This is a genomic window from Enterococcus sp. AZ194 (genome assembly GCF_051713825.1).
Taxonomy (GTDB): Bacteria; Bacillota; Bacilli; order Lactobacillales; family Enterococcaceae; genus Enterococcus_K.
In genome coordinates, this window is sequence record NZ_JBIOQR010000001.1 from 3,725,016 (window position 1) to 3,740,242 (window position 15,227).

The following is a 15,227-nucleotide window of genomic DNA, read 5'->3' on the forward strand; positions in this document are numbered from 1 at the left end:
GACATGCTAGAGTTGAAGGTTCGGAAATAAGCTGAAATTCACAAAAATTTGTAGAGCAATTTTCGTGAATTCCTTCTTATTTCTCGGAGTTAAACACTTCTGTCCCAACCTTCTTCTTATAAACTACATATTTGGCTCATTTAAGCCTTTAATAGACCCATTTAAGCCTATCCTATTTCTCTTTGGAGTCAATAATAATCGTCACAGGACCATCATTGGTTAAATTCACATCCATATCGGCCCCAAACTCACCAGTCGAAACAGGAATTCCTTTTCGTTTTAACCCATCATTAAATTCTTTGTATAACGGAATCGCTTGTTCTGGACGCGCTGCCTGAATAAAACTAGGTCGGTTGCCTTTTTTGGTATCCGCGAATAAGGTAAACTGCGAAACACTCAAAATGCTTCCACCAATATCAGAAATACTCAAATTCATCTTGCCTTCTTTATCCTCAAACACCCGTAACAAAGAGATTTTACGCACCAGATAATCAACATCCTCTGTCGTATCCGTTTCATGAATGCCTAACAAAATCATAAATCCTCTGCCGACCTTGCCAACAGAATGCCCATTTACTAAAACCTCAGCTTGACTTACTCGTTGAATCACTGCACGCATATATTTTCTCTCCTATCCGTTAGTCCTACGAACACTGTATACATCAGGAACCATTTTAATCTTATCAACAATCGTTTTCAAATGAGTTAAGTTTTGGATACCTAACGTGACATGAATCGTAGCCATTTTATCTTTTGATGTTTTGGCTTCCACACTCACTAAGTTCTTCGTCATTGAATTAATCGTTTGAAGAACCTCGTTTAACAAACCAGAACGATTATAACCATAGATTTCCAAATCTGCGTCATATTCTTTTTTTGTATTCCCTGAATCTTCCCACTCGACCTCAATCAACCGCTCAGACAATTCCTCTTTGCTCTGAACATTTGCGCAATCCGCTCGGTGAATAGAAATTCCCCGTCCTTTTGTAATATACCCGACGATATCATCCCCTGGAACTGGATTACAACAACGACTAATACGAATTAACAAATTTTCGACCCCTTGAATCACAATGCCGCCTTCATGACGAACTTTCATTTTTTCAGGCTCTTTTTTCACGGTTTGATTTAGAATCTCTTCCGCTTCTTGTTTTTGTTTCTCTTTCTCACGCTCACGTCGTTCTTTTTCTGTCAGACGATTCGTTAATGTCAATGGGCTCAATTCTCCATATCCTACTGCTGCATACAAATCATCTTCCGTTTGAAAATTAAAACGATCTAACGCTTCACTCATTTTGGCCTTACTTAAAAACTCTTTAGGTGCAAAGCCTAAATCATTTAGACATTTGATTACTGCCTCATGACCACGAACAATATTTTCTTCTCTATCCTGCACTTTGAAGAAACGTTTAATTTTATTCTTCGCCTTACTGGTGGCCACCATTTTCAGCCAGTCACGACTCGGGCCAAATGAATTCGGTGACGTTAAGATTTCAATAATATCCCCATTTTTTAATTTATAATCTAGCTGAACCATTTTGCCATTCACCTTGGCACCTGTCGTCTTGTTGCCAATATCAGTATGGATGCTATAAGCAAAGTCCAGTGGCCCTGAGCCTTTAGGAAGCTCGGTTACATCTCCTTTGGGTGTAAACACGTACACCTTATCACTAAAGATATCACCTTTTACGCCTTCCATAAACTCTGACGCATCATAACTTTCATCTTGCAGCTCAATGATTTCATGAAACCAGCTCAGTTGTTTAGTCATTCCGTCTGGTTCCGTTTTATCGGTCTTCCCTTCTTTGTAAGCCCAATGTGCGGCCACCCCAAATTCAGCGATTTCATGCATTTCATGCGTTCGAATCTGAATTTCTACAGGATTTCCTTTAGGACCAATCACCGTGGTATGAAGAGACTGATACATATTCGCTTTGGGCATCGCAATATAATCTTTAAAACGGCCCGGCATCGGTTTCCACTTGGTATGAATAGCCCCCAACACGGCATAACAATCCTTGATTGAATCAACAATCACCCGAATCGCCAATAAATCATAAATTTCATCAAACTGCTTCTTTTGATCTTTCATTTTTCGATAAATCGAATAGATATGCTTCGGTCTACCATAAATTTCGGCATAAATATCTAATTCTTCTGTAGCGACACGAATCACTTCGACTGTTTCTGAAACGTACGATTCACGCTCTTCACGTTTTGACTGCATCAAATGAACAATTCGGTAATATTGTTTTGGATTTAGATAACGTAAAGCCGTATCCTCAAGCTCCCATTTAATTCGACTAATCCCTAGACGATGGGCTAAGGGCGCATAGATTTCCATCGTTTCTTGCGCAATTCGACGCTGTTTGTCCTCACGTAAATGCTTCAAAGTGCGCATATTGTGCAGACGGTCAGCTAATTTGACCATGATAACACGCAAATCTTGCGCCATCGCTAACAGCATTTTCCGGTGGTTCTCCGCTAATTGTTCTTCATGTGATTTGTATTTAATTTTCCCTAATTTGGTCACGCCGTCCACTAGCATCGCAACGTCTTTTCCAAATTCCTCGGCTAAATCTGCCAACGTTACCTCTGTATCCTCAACGACATCATGTAAGAAACCCGTTGCTACCGTATGTGGATCCATTCTTAACTCTGCAAGAATCCCGGCTACTTGGATGGGATGGATAATGTATGGTTCTCCTGATTTGCGAACTTGTCCTTCATGCGCTTGTGTTGCATAATCACACGCTTTTTGGACAAACGCCACATGTTTTGGCCCCATATATTGCGAAACAATGTTGATAACTCCGGCACCCGTTAATATTTTTTCTTTCGGCATCTGAACAACCCTCCCTATAAACGAAATAAGCTGAGACATTCTTCCTCGAATCGCATGTCCCAGTTTCCCGTCAAAAAAATCGTTTTTCACAATTTATAATTTTCACTGTATTAAATGATGATTGTTCTCATTATACAAAGAATCACGTGATTTTTCAATTCCATCAAGCCTAAATATAGAGAACTTCCGTGATTCTCTATGAACGAGTCCAAAAAAAGTAAACGGTTCTAATAGAATCCAAACACAATCTTTTCGGCTTCCTTTTAAAACTGTCTACTTTTCTCATTTTTTCTTTTAGCTAATCAGCCATGTTCTTATCAAATGCCCCATGCACTTAAACCATTTCCCATTGATAACTGGCGACACTTAACAAATATAACGGTGCCGTCTCTGTTCGTAAAATCCGCGGACCTAAGCCACAAATGATAGCTTGCATCTCTTCAAATAAGGCGATTTCTTTTGGTGACAAACCACCCTCGGGTCCAAATATCGCCAACACACGACTACCCGTTTTGATATTTTTCAGGGCTTGTGCTAGCTTCGACTGCTCGCCTTGTTTAGCTGACTCTTCATAGGCCACCAAGATCACATCAAACTCAGTTATATAACGATAGAAATCCTGCTTGTTCTCAAATAGCTGAATTTTGGGTGCGTGCTGCCTATGTGACTGCTCTGCCGCTTCTTTGGCGATTTTCTCAAGTCGTTGTTGTTTTTTCCCTAGTTTTTTGCCATCCCATTTAACCACGGAGGAATCAGCAGGAAACCCTACAAACTCATGTGCGCCAAGCTCAGTTCCTTTTTGAACAATCCATTCCAGTTTATCTCCTTTTGGGTACCCACTAGCAATCGTCAGATAGGTAGGCAATTCTTTTTGAACAAGCTCTTTTTCTTTCTCAACTAAGAACACCGCTTCATCTGTGACCTTCACAATCTCAGCCACAATTGTTACTTGGTCTTCAAAAACTAGATAGACTTGATCCTCAGGTGTCATTCGCATCACACGAACCATGTGATGATAATTTTCTCCTTGAATCTCAAAGTTGGTCTCATTTGAATAAGCTTTTCCCACAAAATATCGTTGCATATTACACTTCCTCAGACTTTTTCAAGACGATTGCATACCAGTCCTTTTGTTGGAAGACTTGATCCACGACGAAGCCTTGGTGTTCCATCGCCTCAATCACCATCGCTTTTTTCTCTTCAATAATACCTGAGACAATTAAAGTTCCTGTCTCTTTTAGAACACGCCACGCATCAGGAATCATGAGTAAAATAATATCTGCTAAAATATTAGCCACAATCACATCAGCTTCTAATTCAACACCTGTTAACAAATCATTAGCTGCGACTTTAACATCTGCTGCTACAGGATTCATGTCCATATTCTCTTTCGCCGCTCTGACCGCAACCTCATCTAAATCGTACGCATAAACAGCTGCTGCACCAAAATGTTTACTTGCGATACTCAACACACCTGAGCCCGTTCCGACGTCAAGCACAGTCTCCCCACCACGTAAGACTGTTTCTAATGCTTGAAGTGTTAAACGAGTCGTCGGATGCGTTCCCGTGCCAAATGCCATACCAGGATCTAGCGTAATAATTTTTTCTAATGAATCTCTTTGTTCATAAGCTTCCCAGCTAGGGACAATGGTTAAAAAGCGCGTGATTCTCACAGGATGATAATATTTTTTCCACGCAGTCGCCCAATCACTTTCAACAACTTCACTCACCGTTAACTCATTTTTACCAATCGCCAGCCCGTAACCAGGTAAAGCTGAGATACTGTCCTTTATAAACGGTAAAATCTCAGGTAAAAAAGTCGTCTCTGGAAAGTATGCCTTCACGATTGCCCCTTCTTCAATATAGGAAAAATTTTCCTTATCTAGGAGCTCACCATACGCATCACTTTTAAAATTGGCCACATCTAAAGCATCCTCAATCGCTACTCCGCTTGCACCAGCTTCCATCATAATATTTGAAACGGCTTCAACCGCCTCACTAGCTGTTTCAACTTTTACTTCATTCCACTTCATCTATTTTCTCCTTGTATACGATAATTAGTCTGTTTAATAACTAGGATAACTAAGATACTCTCCGCCATCTTTTTCTTGATAATCAGCAACATGAGCCGCCAGAGCTTCCTGGGCCCACACCAATTCGAAAACAGCTTCCTCGCTATCATCTGCTAGAAAATCTAACAAATCACTTTGTCCCTTATCCAATACTTCATTTAAATAATCAACAAATCCATCAAGGACAGCTTTTTGAATTCCTTTTTTCCCTTCAAAAGGAATAGCTGTTAAAAAATCATCTTCCGAAAATTTAGATTTCTCTGGATTATAAAATAATACGCCATCTTCAAATTCAATAATCTCTTCTTCTGAAGCAATTCCCTCTGCGTCATCAATTTCGATTTGGCTTTTATTTTCACCAAACAAACGGACAATCACTTCAATCGTGTGATTCGCCTTATCCCAGTCAATTGCCACGTCATATTCTGTAATCTTTTTATTGATTCTCTCGTCCAAATAAGTTAATAAGGTTTGTTTTTTCATGTTGTCGTCCTCCAACCGAAGTTTTTTTCATCAATTTCACTTTTCTTTTGTAGAGAAATATACGGATTGCCTTTTACCGTATAACGTAGTGGCAGGTCTGTCCAAATTCCTTTATTAGGAATACCAATGCGTGGAAGTTTTTCTATTGTTTTTGGAAATTTTCTTTTGTCAGGTACGAGATGTAATGCGCTGGTAAAAATAGATTGCCCGTAATACTCCTTAGTAATCCCCATTGCCGCCACTAACTTTCCTGGGCCATTAGTGATGTTTGCGGACGTTTTCCCGCCACGATTCTTTTGCATAGTTTCTATTCCAGAAACTGGCTCTAATCCACGAATCATAACTCCTTGTGGACGCCCTTCTGGTTGCGTTACAATGTTCAACAATAGATGTGTGTGCATCGTGTACAAATAAATTGTCCCCGGCTTTTGATACATTGCAGCTAAGCGCGGTGTTTTGCGCAGGCCGTAACTATGTGCCGCTTCATCATCTGGACCCAAATAGGCTTCTGCGTCAACAATATAACCTGCTAGTTTGCCTACTGGAGTCTCATGCTCCAAATACATGCCTAGCAAATATTCGGCAATTTCTTCTGTTGTTTTTGTTTCGAAAAACTGAATCATTTCTTTCATCATCTTCACCTCTCTTATCATACACAATTATCACAAGGGACGCTATGAAAACTGTCCTTCCTGAAGGAAAACTTTCTCTGTGTGAAGGTAGTCAACTAACTCAGCTACGTATTTTTATTGCACTCATCATATAAACTGCATTCGAAATAGATTCCGGCTCTAAACTTGCGCAAAAAAAGACTGCGCTAGATTAAACACTATCACCGAAGTTAGTCGAAAACTTAACTCTCGATTACAGTCATTCTTATCTAAGCACAGTCTGTTTTTCCTCACTTACTATTTTTCTTCAAGCCATTTCAATCCCATTGATTTTATAATAATGACGCCGCTTCTTGATCAATCACTAAAGTAAAATCAGGATGCGTGGTTAATAAAGTTGCTGGTAATTCTTCCGTGACAACACCGTCCACTAATGCTTTGACGATTGACGCCTTTTTCTCTCCATTAGCAACCATCAATAATTTTTTCACCTGCATAATGCTTTTTGGACCCATGGTGACATAAAACTCTGGACACAATTCTGCCACTCCGCCTACTTCATGTAGCAAAATATCTTTCATATTAGGTGTCGCGTCGTCATTTATTCGGCTAGTCAAATCACCAAATTTAGTTGTGCCTGGCAAGTTCCCACAGAAATGCCCATCAGCGCCTACCCCCATCAAAATTAAATCCAGCCCACCATCTGCTTGAATACGGGCATCTTGCGTCTGGTAATTTGAAGAAGTCAGTGCATGAATATTTTCTTGTTTGATATGCGCAGGATCAAAATACATTTTTTTCAAATTGCTCATCGTCACGCCAAAACGTTTCTCCGCACCATTAACGTCAATCTCGTCGAAGTTATAGTAATGGACATTTTGAAAATAAGGTTTATCTTTCACTCGAGGAACTAGAATTTCATAAATCCCCTGAGGTGTGGCACCTGCTGTAATCGAAATATTTTTCCGGTGCTGGTCATGCATCTCACCTAAAAGAATTTCCGACGCCACTTGACTCATTTCTTGATAATCTTTGACAATAATTAATTTCATCCAATTCCTCCCTTTTATACAAAACATGCTATACTTAAACTACTGATTTTTGTCAAAGGAGGGATTATATGCATCAACCATTAGCTTATCGAATGAGACCACGAAACTTGGATGAAGTCGTCGGACAACAACACTTAGTCGGAGAAGGAAAAATTATTCGACGAATGGTGGAAGCTTCGATGCTGTCCTCTATGATTTTATATGGTCCTCCTGGAACTGGGAAAACCAGTATTGCCAGTGCCATTGCAGGCTCTACTCAATATGCCTTTCGCATGCTAAATGCTGCAACTGATACAAAAAAAGATTTACAAATTGTCGCTGAAGAAGCCAAAATGAGCGGTACGGTTATTTTACTATTAGATGAAGTCCATCGATTAGATAAAACAAAACAAGATTTTCTTCTTCCTCATTTGGAAAGTGGCCGTATTATCTTAATTGGTGCTACCACCGAAAATCCTTATATCACGATTAACCCAGCCATCCGAAGTCGGACGCAAATTTTCGAGGTCAAACCATTATCCGAAGAAGACATTCGTCAAGCTATTAATCATACCCTTCATGATTCTGACAGGGGACTCGGAGAATTTACTATTCAATTAGATGAAAATGCACTCCTTCATTTATCAAGAGCCACAAACGGTGACTTACGTAGCACCTTAAACGGCTTAGAATTAGCTGTCAAATCAACACCACCAAATGAAGAAGGGGTGATTGGTTTAACGCTATCTGTGATTGAAGAATGTGTTCAAAGAAAAGCCTTAACGCATGATAAAGATGGCGATGCCCATTATGATGTGATTTCGGCTTTCCAAAAATCTATTCGTGGAAGTGATGTGGATGCCGCCCTTCACTATCTCGGTCGACTTGTTGAAGCAGGCGACTTAGCGATTATCTGTCGTCGTTTGATGGTGATTGGTTATGAGGACATCGGTCTTGCCAATCCAGCCGCAGCGGCACGCACAGTCAATGCCGTTTTAGCCGCTGAGCGCTTAGGCCTACCAGAAGCTAGAATTCCTTTAGCAGATACTGTGGTGGATTTATGTTTATCACCCAAATCCAACGCGGCTTATGTTGCACTGGATGAAGCTATTTCAGACATTCGAGCTGGAAAAGCAGGAGAGGTTCCAGACCACTTGCGCGACAGCCACTATAAAGGAGCTAAAGAATTGAATCGAGGGATTGATTATAAGTATCCTCATGCTTATGAAGATGCTTGGGTCAACCAACAATATTTACCTAATAAACTCAAACATGCGAAATATTATCAGCCAAAATCCACAGGTAAATATGAACACGCCCTTGGTCAGCAGTATTATCGGATTCAAGAATGGAAGAAAAAAAATCGCCAAACAAAACCACTTCCTGAATCTGATATATAGAAACAGCCGACTTGACTGATTGCTTCACTTTCAAGTTTAGGTTGAAAAAATAGTGATTCCGCTTTCTTTTTCAAGGGTATCTCGTTGCTCTTTTTATTTTCATATGCTACTATATAGATGGGAAATCTGTGATGTGCGAGTTGTCCTCTTTGTGTGTTGACCGAACATTTTTATTGATATATTGGGATCTGTCTTGTGTCAAAGTTGGTAACAAGCCTTTTCTTTTGGTAGTTCAATGCTTAGACCGTGGAACCCACCTGCTTGAATTTGCGGGATCAATACTACAGGACGAGTAACGGCATTAACGGATATTACCCATTCTTTTGAATGAAGCAATTTGCTTTTGGCAAGTTGCTTTTTTTTCTATTAAACGGAGGAAGTCTTTTCATGATTCAAATTTTAATGGGACTGGTTTCCCTGCTCTTATTTATCGTTGGTTTTTATTTATTAAAGAAACAAGCTGTTTTTCTACTGTTGCTTTCTGACGAAGAAGAAAATCGCTCTTTTCTCTCTCAATTTGGCTCAATCTACTTATTTTTAGCCGTCCTTGGTGTCGGTGTCGCTATCTCAAATGACAAATTCTACGCCATTCTTCTTTTAATCGCCATTTTATGTGTTGCGGCACTCTTTGGTGTTCTATTTTCACAAAAAATGTCATCATCCGACTAGCGAATTAATTTTCTTTTTCACCTTTTTGATTTACAATTAATGTGTCATCAAAATAGCTCACTATTTGAAAGGAGTGTTTGTATTATGTTACAACAATATACAAAAATCATGGTCGCAGTAGACGGCTCAAGCGAAGCGGAATTAGCTTTCAAAAAAGCAGTGAACGTTGCTAATCGAAACGATGCTGAATTAGTATTGGCTCATGTCATTGATACGCGAGCTTTCCAAACTGTTTCTTCATTTGACGGAATGCTTGCTGAACAAGCCACTGAAATGGCAAAACAAACATTAAATGATTACGAAACATTTGCTAAAGACCAAGGCTGTAAAAAAATTACCCAAGTCATCGAATATGGTTCACCAAAACCAATCATCGCCAAAGAAATCCCAGGAGATCATCATGTGGACTTGATTATGCTTGGCGCAACAGGACTGAATGCTGTAGAGCGTTTATTTATCGGTTCCGTTTCTGAATACGTAATTAGAAACGCTAGCTGTGACGTCTTAGTTGTTCGAACAGATTTAGAAAATAAAATGCCTAAAGACGCAGAATAAGTTTTCTCGTCCAAAATAGAAGCCCTTCACTCAAGAGTTGAATCTTTAGTGGCGGGCTTCTTTTATATTTTTGTGCAAGCATCAAGCTACGCTCCTTTTATTTTTAGAATAAACGGTGGGTACAGAAGCAACTCCATCTTCACTCCGCCCCATCAATTTCTAAAGGTGGAACACCTTTAGAATTGATGGACTGCGTTCCGCTCTCAACAACTTCTACGCATGGGACATGCTAGAGTTGAAGGTCTGCACTGCGCAAAAAGACTCCGCTCTCAACAACTTCTATGCATGGGACATGCCAGAGTTGAAGGTTCTTATTGCTGTAAAACACAACGAAGTATGAGTTGATGTTGCACAGTACCTAATCGGTGCTGTAAAACACAACGAAGTATGAGTTGATGTTGCACAGTACCTCCCCCGGTTCTCGGAGTGAAACACTTCTGTCCTAACCTCTTTAAAAAAAATAGTTGACATTATTTAGGTACCGAACTATAATCTATTTACAGAATATAGTTCGGTACCTAAGAGTATTCAATAAACAAAGAAAGAAGCATGCGATATGTCTGAGTATACAAAAAAACTAGCAAAAGATTTATCTTTTGTCGGCTGTGCCAGTCGCAACCTAATCGACGGCCCTATAGATACAAAAAAAGCCCCCGCACAACAACGTGTTTTAGATATTTTATCCAATGAAGATGGGTTAACGCAAGGAACCTTGGCCGAGATCCTAGACGTTCGTCCAAGCTCCTTAACAGAAATTTTAAAAAAATTAGAATACCGTAACGAAATTGAACGCGTAGAAGACCCTTTAGATAAACGAATCAAAACAGTTCATCTCACAGAACTAGGTCGAGAAAAAAGTCGACCACACACACTTGATCGAGATGACTCAGAAGATTTTTTCTTAGGGATTTCAGAAGAAGAACAACAACAACTCGAATTATTACTGACAAAAATCATCGCTGGTTGGCAAACAGATTTTGGCAAACTGGTGGATGTTCCAATTTCTCCATTTGAATCGATTAAAGCCTTTCGGACAATGCATGAACAATTTACAAATCAACTTGAACAGCTTTCACCAGGTGAACGCAAACAATTGAAACGTGAAATGAAAGAAAAGTTACGTCACCAATTTGGTCGCTACCGTGGATTTGAAAGACCAGACGGCAGAAATCATCATGGACGTAAAAATCAATGCGAGGAACCACAATTAGATGAACGGGAATGGGATAACTGGTAAACAAAGGAGGCCTTTCACGATGAATATTCAACTAGCAACACTCTATAGTAAAGAACATTTTGAAGCTATCACGTTAAGAGAGCAAGTCCTTCATACAGAAGTAGACGTAAAAAAAGAAGCTAAATTAACTGTTTTTGTCGCAATGAAAGACGGGCGCGTTGTTGGAACCGCGTCTGTCCAGCTTTATCCTTTTGGGATCGCTAGAGTTCGGCAAGTGGCTGTCTCTCCAGAATTTCAAGGGAAAAACATCGGGAATCAGTTGATGGACGCCTGCGAACAATTCGCTAAAGATCAACGACATTCTAAGATTATTTTAACCGGTCGCATAACGGCAAGTACCTTCTATCTAAAAAGAGACTACCGAGCCCTACTATTTCCATTTAAAAAACACGACATCGAATTCTTTTGGTTAATAAAAAATGCGGAAGAACCCGCTCATTATCTAGCAGGAGGTGAAAGCTATGAAAGAAGTTATTGAAAAATCAAAGAAGATTATAAAAGATGCAAATACCTTATCACTAGCTGAATTAGAAAAATTAAGAATCGAAATCGAAGCGAGAAAATATCTCTTTGGAACGACCTTCGGGATGGTAAGATTCTAATCCTACATAGCAAGTGAGCAAAAATATTTTTATATCATCAATAGATAGAATTTGATTAAATTACGGCAAGTCTGATAAAAAAGTAAAGACTAAATTAGGAATTTTAAACGGACTCTGCTGATTTAAAATTTCTCAATTAGTCAATAAAATAAATCCCCTTATAGAAAGCAGTCTTTTGTTTCGCTGCTTTCTGTAAGAGGATTTTTAAAGTTTTAGTGGTTATTTCCGTGATTTGTTCTTAAGAAATACTAAGGCGCCAAGCAAAACAAGTATTGAGTAGCCAGTTACGTTTAAGAACGTCCCTCTTGTTTCACCTGTTTTTGGAAGCTTTTGTTTTTTAGGTTTAGGTTTATTAGTAGTATCCTTTACGTTACCCTTATTGCCGCTATTGTTGTTGTGACTCGTGTTTTTATCTGGTTCATCTTTCGGCGGCACAGTTGTATCTCCATCATTTTTTCCATCATCTGATGGGTCATCTGGAGTTGGAGTGGACTCATCCTTTGCCACTACTTTAACAGTAGCTGTACTAGTGATATTTCCATAGGTATAAGAAACGGTAAAACTGCCGACTTTTGTCGTATCCACTTGGCTGTCATCCACCATGATTTGATTAAGATCTACCGAGTCTCCTTTTTTATCCGTAGCATTATAGAAATTATCCTCCGCTTTCCAGTTATCACCTACGTTAATTTCTGAATCATGAACCTTCACTGCGGTTTTATTTTCTTTCACTGTGATTGTTGCTGTGCTTGTCACGCCGTCGTACGTATACGTTACTTTGAAACTACCGACTTTACTTACGTCTTTTTGACTATCATCAACGGTGACTTTACTAAAATCAATCGCGTTTCCATCTTTATCTGTAGCACTATCAAAGTTAGCTTCTGCTTTCCAACTATCTCCTACATAGATCGTTGAATCATATACTTTCACTGCCGTTTTATTTTCTTTTACTGTCACAGTTGCCGTACTTGTCACACCATCGTACGTATAGGCTACTTTGAAACTACCAATTTTACTTACATCTTTTTGACTATCGTCTACGGTAACTTGACTGAGATCAACCGCGTTTCCATCTTTATCTGTAGCACTGTCAAAATTGTCTTCTGCTTTCCAGTTATCTCCAACATAGATTGCTGAATCATGCACTTTCACTGCGGTTTTATTTTCTTTCACTGTCACAGTCGCTGTACTTGTCACGCTGTCGTACGTATACGTCACTTTAAACTGGCCAGCTTTGCTTACATCTTTTTGACTGTCATCAACGGTTACCTTGCTGAAGTCCACTGCATTTCCATCTTTATCTACTGCACTGTCAAAGTTATCTTCTGCTTTCCAGTTATCTCCAACATAGATTGTTGAATCATGAACATTCACTGCCGTTTTATTTTCTTTCACTGTCACAGTCGTTGTACTTGTTACGCCATCGTACGTATAGGTCACATTGAAACTACCAACTTTGCTTACATCTTTTTGGCTGTCATCAACGGTTACCTTGCTGAAGTCCACTGCATTTCCATCTTTATCTGTGGCACTGTCGAAATTGTCTTCTGCTTTCCAGTTATCTCCAACATAGACTGCTGAATCATGCACTTTCACTGCCGTTTTATTTTCTTTCACCGTAATCGTGGCCGTGCTTGTCACGCCATCGTACGTATACGTCACTTTGAATTTGCCAGCTTTACTTACATCTTTTTGACTGTCATCAACGGTTACCTTGCTAAAGTCCACTGCATCTCCAGCTTTATCCGTGGCACTATCAAAATTGTCTTCCGCTTTCCAGCTATCTCCAACATAGACTGCTGAATCATGAACCTTCACTGCGGTTTTATTTTCTTTCACTGTGATTGTTGCTGTGCTTGTCACGCCGTCGTACGTATACGTCACTTTGAATTTGCCAGCTTTACTTACATCTTTTTGACTGTCATCAACGGTTACCTTGCTAAAGTCCACTGCATCTCCAGCTTTATCCGTGGCACTATCAAAATTGTCTTCCGCTTTCCAGCTATCTCCAACATAGACTGCTGAATCATGAACCTTCACTGCGGTTTTATTTTCTTTCACTGTGATTGTTGCTGTGCTTGTCACGCCGTCGTACGTATACGTTACTTTGAACGTACCAGGTTTTGTTAGATTCGCTTGACTGTCGTTCACCGTCACTTGACTAAAATCGACTGGCTTCCCATTCATATCCAAAGCCCCATCAAAGTTATCTTCAGGTGTCCAATTATCTCCTACATAAATCGTTGAATCATGCACATTGACTGCAGTTTGATTGATAAGATGTATTGAAAAATAAGCGTTAAAAAAGTTTTTTGGGCTAAATCGACTCATAAACTTTATTTTATCTGCTTGAGGTCCTGAAATAGTTATTGTACTTGTAATTCCTTTATCAGTTGCGAGATCGCCATCATGAATAAGTCGTTGATTCACAAGTTGCCAACCTTGAGGAAGTCCTGAGATGTTCATCGCATAACCTGTTGGTAGTTGTGGCAATTGAATGATATCAGAACCAACGCCATTTTTATACGAAGTTTTATATTTCACTTTATCATTGCCTGAGCAAACAAATACGAGCCTCTTTAAACTAGGGTTTGCTAAGACATTTTCCAAGAATGAATAATCTGCAGTAGTCAGCCCAGTATCTAGTGAGAGTGGGATATTCAATGTCTCTATGGACGTCGAAGTCAATTCTTTAAGTGCTGAATAATCATAAAACGTTACAGAAAGACTGACTTCAGTCAGATTAGGTAGTTGACTGATTTTCTTGGCTAGTCCTACAAAGTCAGAGTCAGGGGTAAGAGAAGCGCGTTCATAATCGGAAATATCTTGTAAATTTGTTAACCGTTCCATACCTGTCCAGTCGCTAACTGTCTGCTGCCCACCAAAATGAAAATCTAAGTCCGTGATGCTTAAAAGCTCCGCCTCAGTGAACTCATAATCAGGATCTTTTTTTAGTGCATGCGTAATCATTCCGCGGAACACTGGATCGGGAACCATTTCAGCTGCTGATAAAGTTGTTTTACTTCCTTTATCGGTTGCATCAGCAGAAGAATCTGTTGTCGTATTTTCTGTGTTCTGAGTTGTCTGTGAAGTAGTTGTGGTTGTGGTTGTGGTAGCTGTCGCCCCCGTTGTCGTACTTGGCTCAGTTGTTTCACTAGACTGCGTTTTCGTCGAAGTCGTTGCTGAATCACTTGTTGCATCTTGCGTTTGTGCATTCGTTGAACTATTTATAGGAGGCGTTTTAGAATTACTTTTTAATTCCGAAGCGGAACCTAGCGTCTTGTTTTGCTCATTAGCTACCGTCAATCCATTTGCGTCACTCATTAGAGTCGTTGCCTGTACCGTATTAGGGATAACCATCCCAAAGATAATTGTACATAGTGCCAACCTGTTAGCTATTTTTTTCACACAAATTCCCTGCCTATCTTATTTATACTGTTTATAAAATACACGTCATTATATACCAGCTAATTTCCATTTACAAATGGTACCTTTTTTATATGTATGAATTCTCACTATACTGACATTATTTTATAAAAATTTAACTTTTCTTAAGGTTTTCTCGAATAAAAAGCAAATAATTAAATAATTATTCTCACAAAACGAAGATATTTTCTTTGTTATTTTAAGTGAAGATAACAAGATGAATGAGACACTTCAGAAATAAAACAATAAAAAACATGTGTATTTTCCCTTAATTTCTGTCATTTACTTGAATA

At 39.3% G+C, this 15,227-nt stretch carries 14 protein-coding genes and 1 other RNA gene; 7 read left to right on the plus strand and 8 right to left on the minus strand.

Going from position 1 to position 15,227, the window contains the following annotated elements:
* Positions 1–172: 172 nt before the first annotated feature.
* From dtd to IGI37_RS17330, 7 genes are all read right to left on the minus strand, one after another.
* Complete coding sequence (dtd, locus tag IGI37_RS17300; protein WP_438763321.1) at positions 173–619, minus strand: D-aminoacyl-tRNA deacylase; 447 nt, start codon at positions 617–619, stop codon at positions 173–175.
* Between the two features lie 12 nt (positions 620–631).
* Positions 632–2,845: a RelA/SpoT family protein gene (locus IGI37_RS17305; RefSeq protein WP_438763322.1), complete on the minus strand. Its 2,214-nt coding sequence runs from the start codon at positions 2,843–2,845 to the stop codon at positions 632–634.
* 334 nt (positions 2,846–3,179) lie between these two features.
* On the minus strand, positions 3,180–3,929 hold the full coding sequence (locus tag IGI37_RS17310) for a 16S rRNA (uracil(1498)-N(3))-methyltransferase (protein ID WP_438763323.1): 750 nt from the start codon (positions 3,927–3,929) through the stop codon (positions 3,180–3,182).
* Position 3,930: 1 nt separating this feature from the next.
* On the minus strand, positions 3,931–4,878 hold the full coding sequence (gene prmA / locus IGI37_RS17315; RefSeq protein ID WP_438763324.1) for a 50S ribosomal protein L11 methyltransferase: 948 nt from the start codon (positions 4,876–4,878) through the stop codon (positions 3,931–3,933).
* A gap of 33 nt (positions 4,879–4,911) precedes the next feature.
* Entirely contained in the window at positions 4,912–5,400 is a 489-nt protein-coding gene (locus tag IGI37_RS17320) for a DUF3013 family protein (RefSeq protein ID WP_438763325.1), read from the minus strand.
* A complete protein-coding gene (locus IGI37_RS17325) occupies positions 5,397–6,032 on the minus strand; it encodes a DNA-3-methyladenine glycosylase (RefSeq protein ID WP_438763681.1) in 636 nt (211 codons plus the stop codon). Before IGI37_RS17325 ends, IGI37_RS17320 begins: the two co-directional genes overlap by 4 nt.
* 311 nt (positions 6,033–6,343) lie before the next feature.
* Entirely contained in the window at positions 6,344–7,063 is a 720-nt protein-coding gene (locus tag IGI37_RS17330) for a glucosamine-6-phosphate deaminase (RefSeq protein ID WP_438763326.1), read from the minus strand.
* 68 nt (positions 7,064–7,131) lie between these two features.
* On the opposite strand from IGI37_RS17330, the gene IGI37_RS17335 reads away from it, so the two are divergent.
* The 7 genes from IGI37_RS17335 (at position 7,132) to IGI37_RS17365 (ending at position 11,505) form a co-directional block, all read left to right on the plus strand.
* Entirely contained in the window at positions 7,132–8,442 is a 1,311-nt protein-coding gene (locus IGI37_RS17335; protein ID WP_438763327.1) for a replication-associated recombination protein A, read from the plus strand.
* A gap of 120 nt (positions 8,443–8,562) precedes the next feature.
* Positions 8,563–8,757, plus strand: a non-coding RNA gene (gene ssrS / locus IGI37_RS17340) — 6S RNA.
* A gap of 72 nt (positions 8,758–8,829) precedes the next feature.
* Positions 8,830–9,111, plus strand: a complete 282-nt coding sequence (locus IGI37_RS17345) for a hypothetical protein (RefSeq protein ID WP_438763328.1) — start codon at positions 8,830–8,832, stop codon at positions 9,109–9,111.
* An 84-nt stretch (positions 9,112–9,195) separates the two neighbouring features.
* Positions 9,196–9,666 carry a universal stress protein gene (locus IGI37_RS17350; RefSeq protein ID WP_438763329.1) on the plus strand — a complete coding sequence of 157 codons (471 nt, stop codon included), beginning with the start codon at positions 9,196–9,198 and terminating at the stop codon, positions 9,664–9,666.
* A 556-nt stretch (positions 9,667–10,222) separates the two neighbouring features.
* A complete protein-coding gene (locus IGI37_RS17355; protein ID WP_438763330.1) occupies positions 10,223–10,903 on the plus strand; it encodes a MarR family winged helix-turn-helix transcriptional regulator in 681 nt (226 codons plus the stop codon).
* 19 nt (positions 10,904–10,922) lie between these two features.
* Positions 10,923–11,381 carry a GNAT family N-acetyltransferase gene (locus IGI37_RS17360; RefSeq protein ID WP_438763331.1) on the plus strand — a complete coding sequence of 153 codons (459 nt, stop codon included), beginning with the start codon at positions 10,923–10,925 and terminating at the stop codon, positions 11,379–11,381.
* Positions 11,365–11,505 carry a hypothetical protein gene (locus IGI37_RS17365; protein WP_438763332.1) on the plus strand — a complete coding sequence of 47 codons (141 nt, stop codon included), beginning with the start codon at positions 11,365–11,367 and terminating at the stop codon, positions 11,503–11,505. Before IGI37_RS17360 ends, IGI37_RS17365 begins: the two co-directional genes overlap by 17 nt.
* A 219-nt stretch (positions 11,506–11,724) precedes the next feature.
* Here IGI37_RS17365 and IGI37_RS17370 read toward each other — a convergent pair whose 3' ends face one another.
* Positions 11,725–14,916, minus strand: a complete 3,192-nt coding sequence (locus IGI37_RS17370) for a bacterial Ig-like domain-containing protein (protein ID WP_438763334.1) — start codon at positions 14,914–14,916, stop codon at positions 11,725–11,727.
* Between the last annotated feature and the right edge of the window lie 311 nt (positions 14,917–15,227).

Bases quoted from the DNA above. Each gene is read 5' to 3' on its own strand.
- dtd (WP_438763321.1), bottom strand. From the start codon at position 619: ATGCGTGCAGTGATTCAACGAGTAAGTCAAGCTGAGGTTTTAGTAAAT.
- IGI37_RS17305 (WP_438763322.1), bottom strand. From the start codon at position 2,845: ATGCCGAAAGAAAAAATATTAACGGGTGCCGGAGTTATCAACATTGTT.
- IGI37_RS17310 (WP_438763323.1), bottom strand. From the start codon at position 3,929: ATGCAACGATATTTTGTGGGAAAAGCTTATTCAAATGAGACCAACTTT.
- prmA (WP_438763324.1), bottom strand. From the start codon at position 4,878: ATGAAGTGGAATGAAGTAAAAGTTGAAACAGCTAGTGAGGCGGTTGAA.
- IGI37_RS17320 (WP_438763325.1), bottom strand. From the start codon at position 5,400: ATGAAAAAACAAACCTTATTAACTTATTTGGACGAGAGAATCAATAAA.
- IGI37_RS17325 (WP_438763681.1), bottom strand. From the start codon at position 6,032: ATGAAAGAAATGATTCAGTTTTTCGAAACAAAAACAACAGAAGAAATT.
- IGI37_RS17330 (WP_438763326.1), bottom strand. From the start codon at position 7,063: ATGAAATTAATTATTGTCAAAGATTATCAAGAAATGAGTCAAGTGGCG.
- IGI37_RS17335 (WP_438763327.1), top strand. From the start codon at position 7,132: ATGCATCAACCATTAGCTTATCGAATGAGACCACGAAACTTGGATGAA.
- IGI37_RS17345 (WP_438763328.1), top strand. From the start codon at position 8,830: ATGATTCAAATTTTAATGGGACTGGTTTCCCTGCTCTTATTTATCGTT.
- IGI37_RS17350 (WP_438763329.1), top strand. From the start codon at position 9,196: ATGTTACAACAATATACAAAAATCATGGTCGCAGTAGACGGCTCAAGC.
- IGI37_RS17355 (WP_438763330.1), top strand. From the start codon at position 10,223: ATGTCTGAGTATACAAAAAAACTAGCAAAAGATTTATCTTTTGTCGGC.
- IGI37_RS17360 (WP_438763331.1), top strand. From the start codon at position 10,923: ATGAATATTCAACTAGCAACACTCTATAGTAAAGAACATTTTGAAGCT.
- IGI37_RS17365 (WP_438763332.1), top strand. From the start codon at position 11,365: ATGAAAGAAGTTATTGAAAAATCAAAGAAGATTATAAAAGATGCAAAT.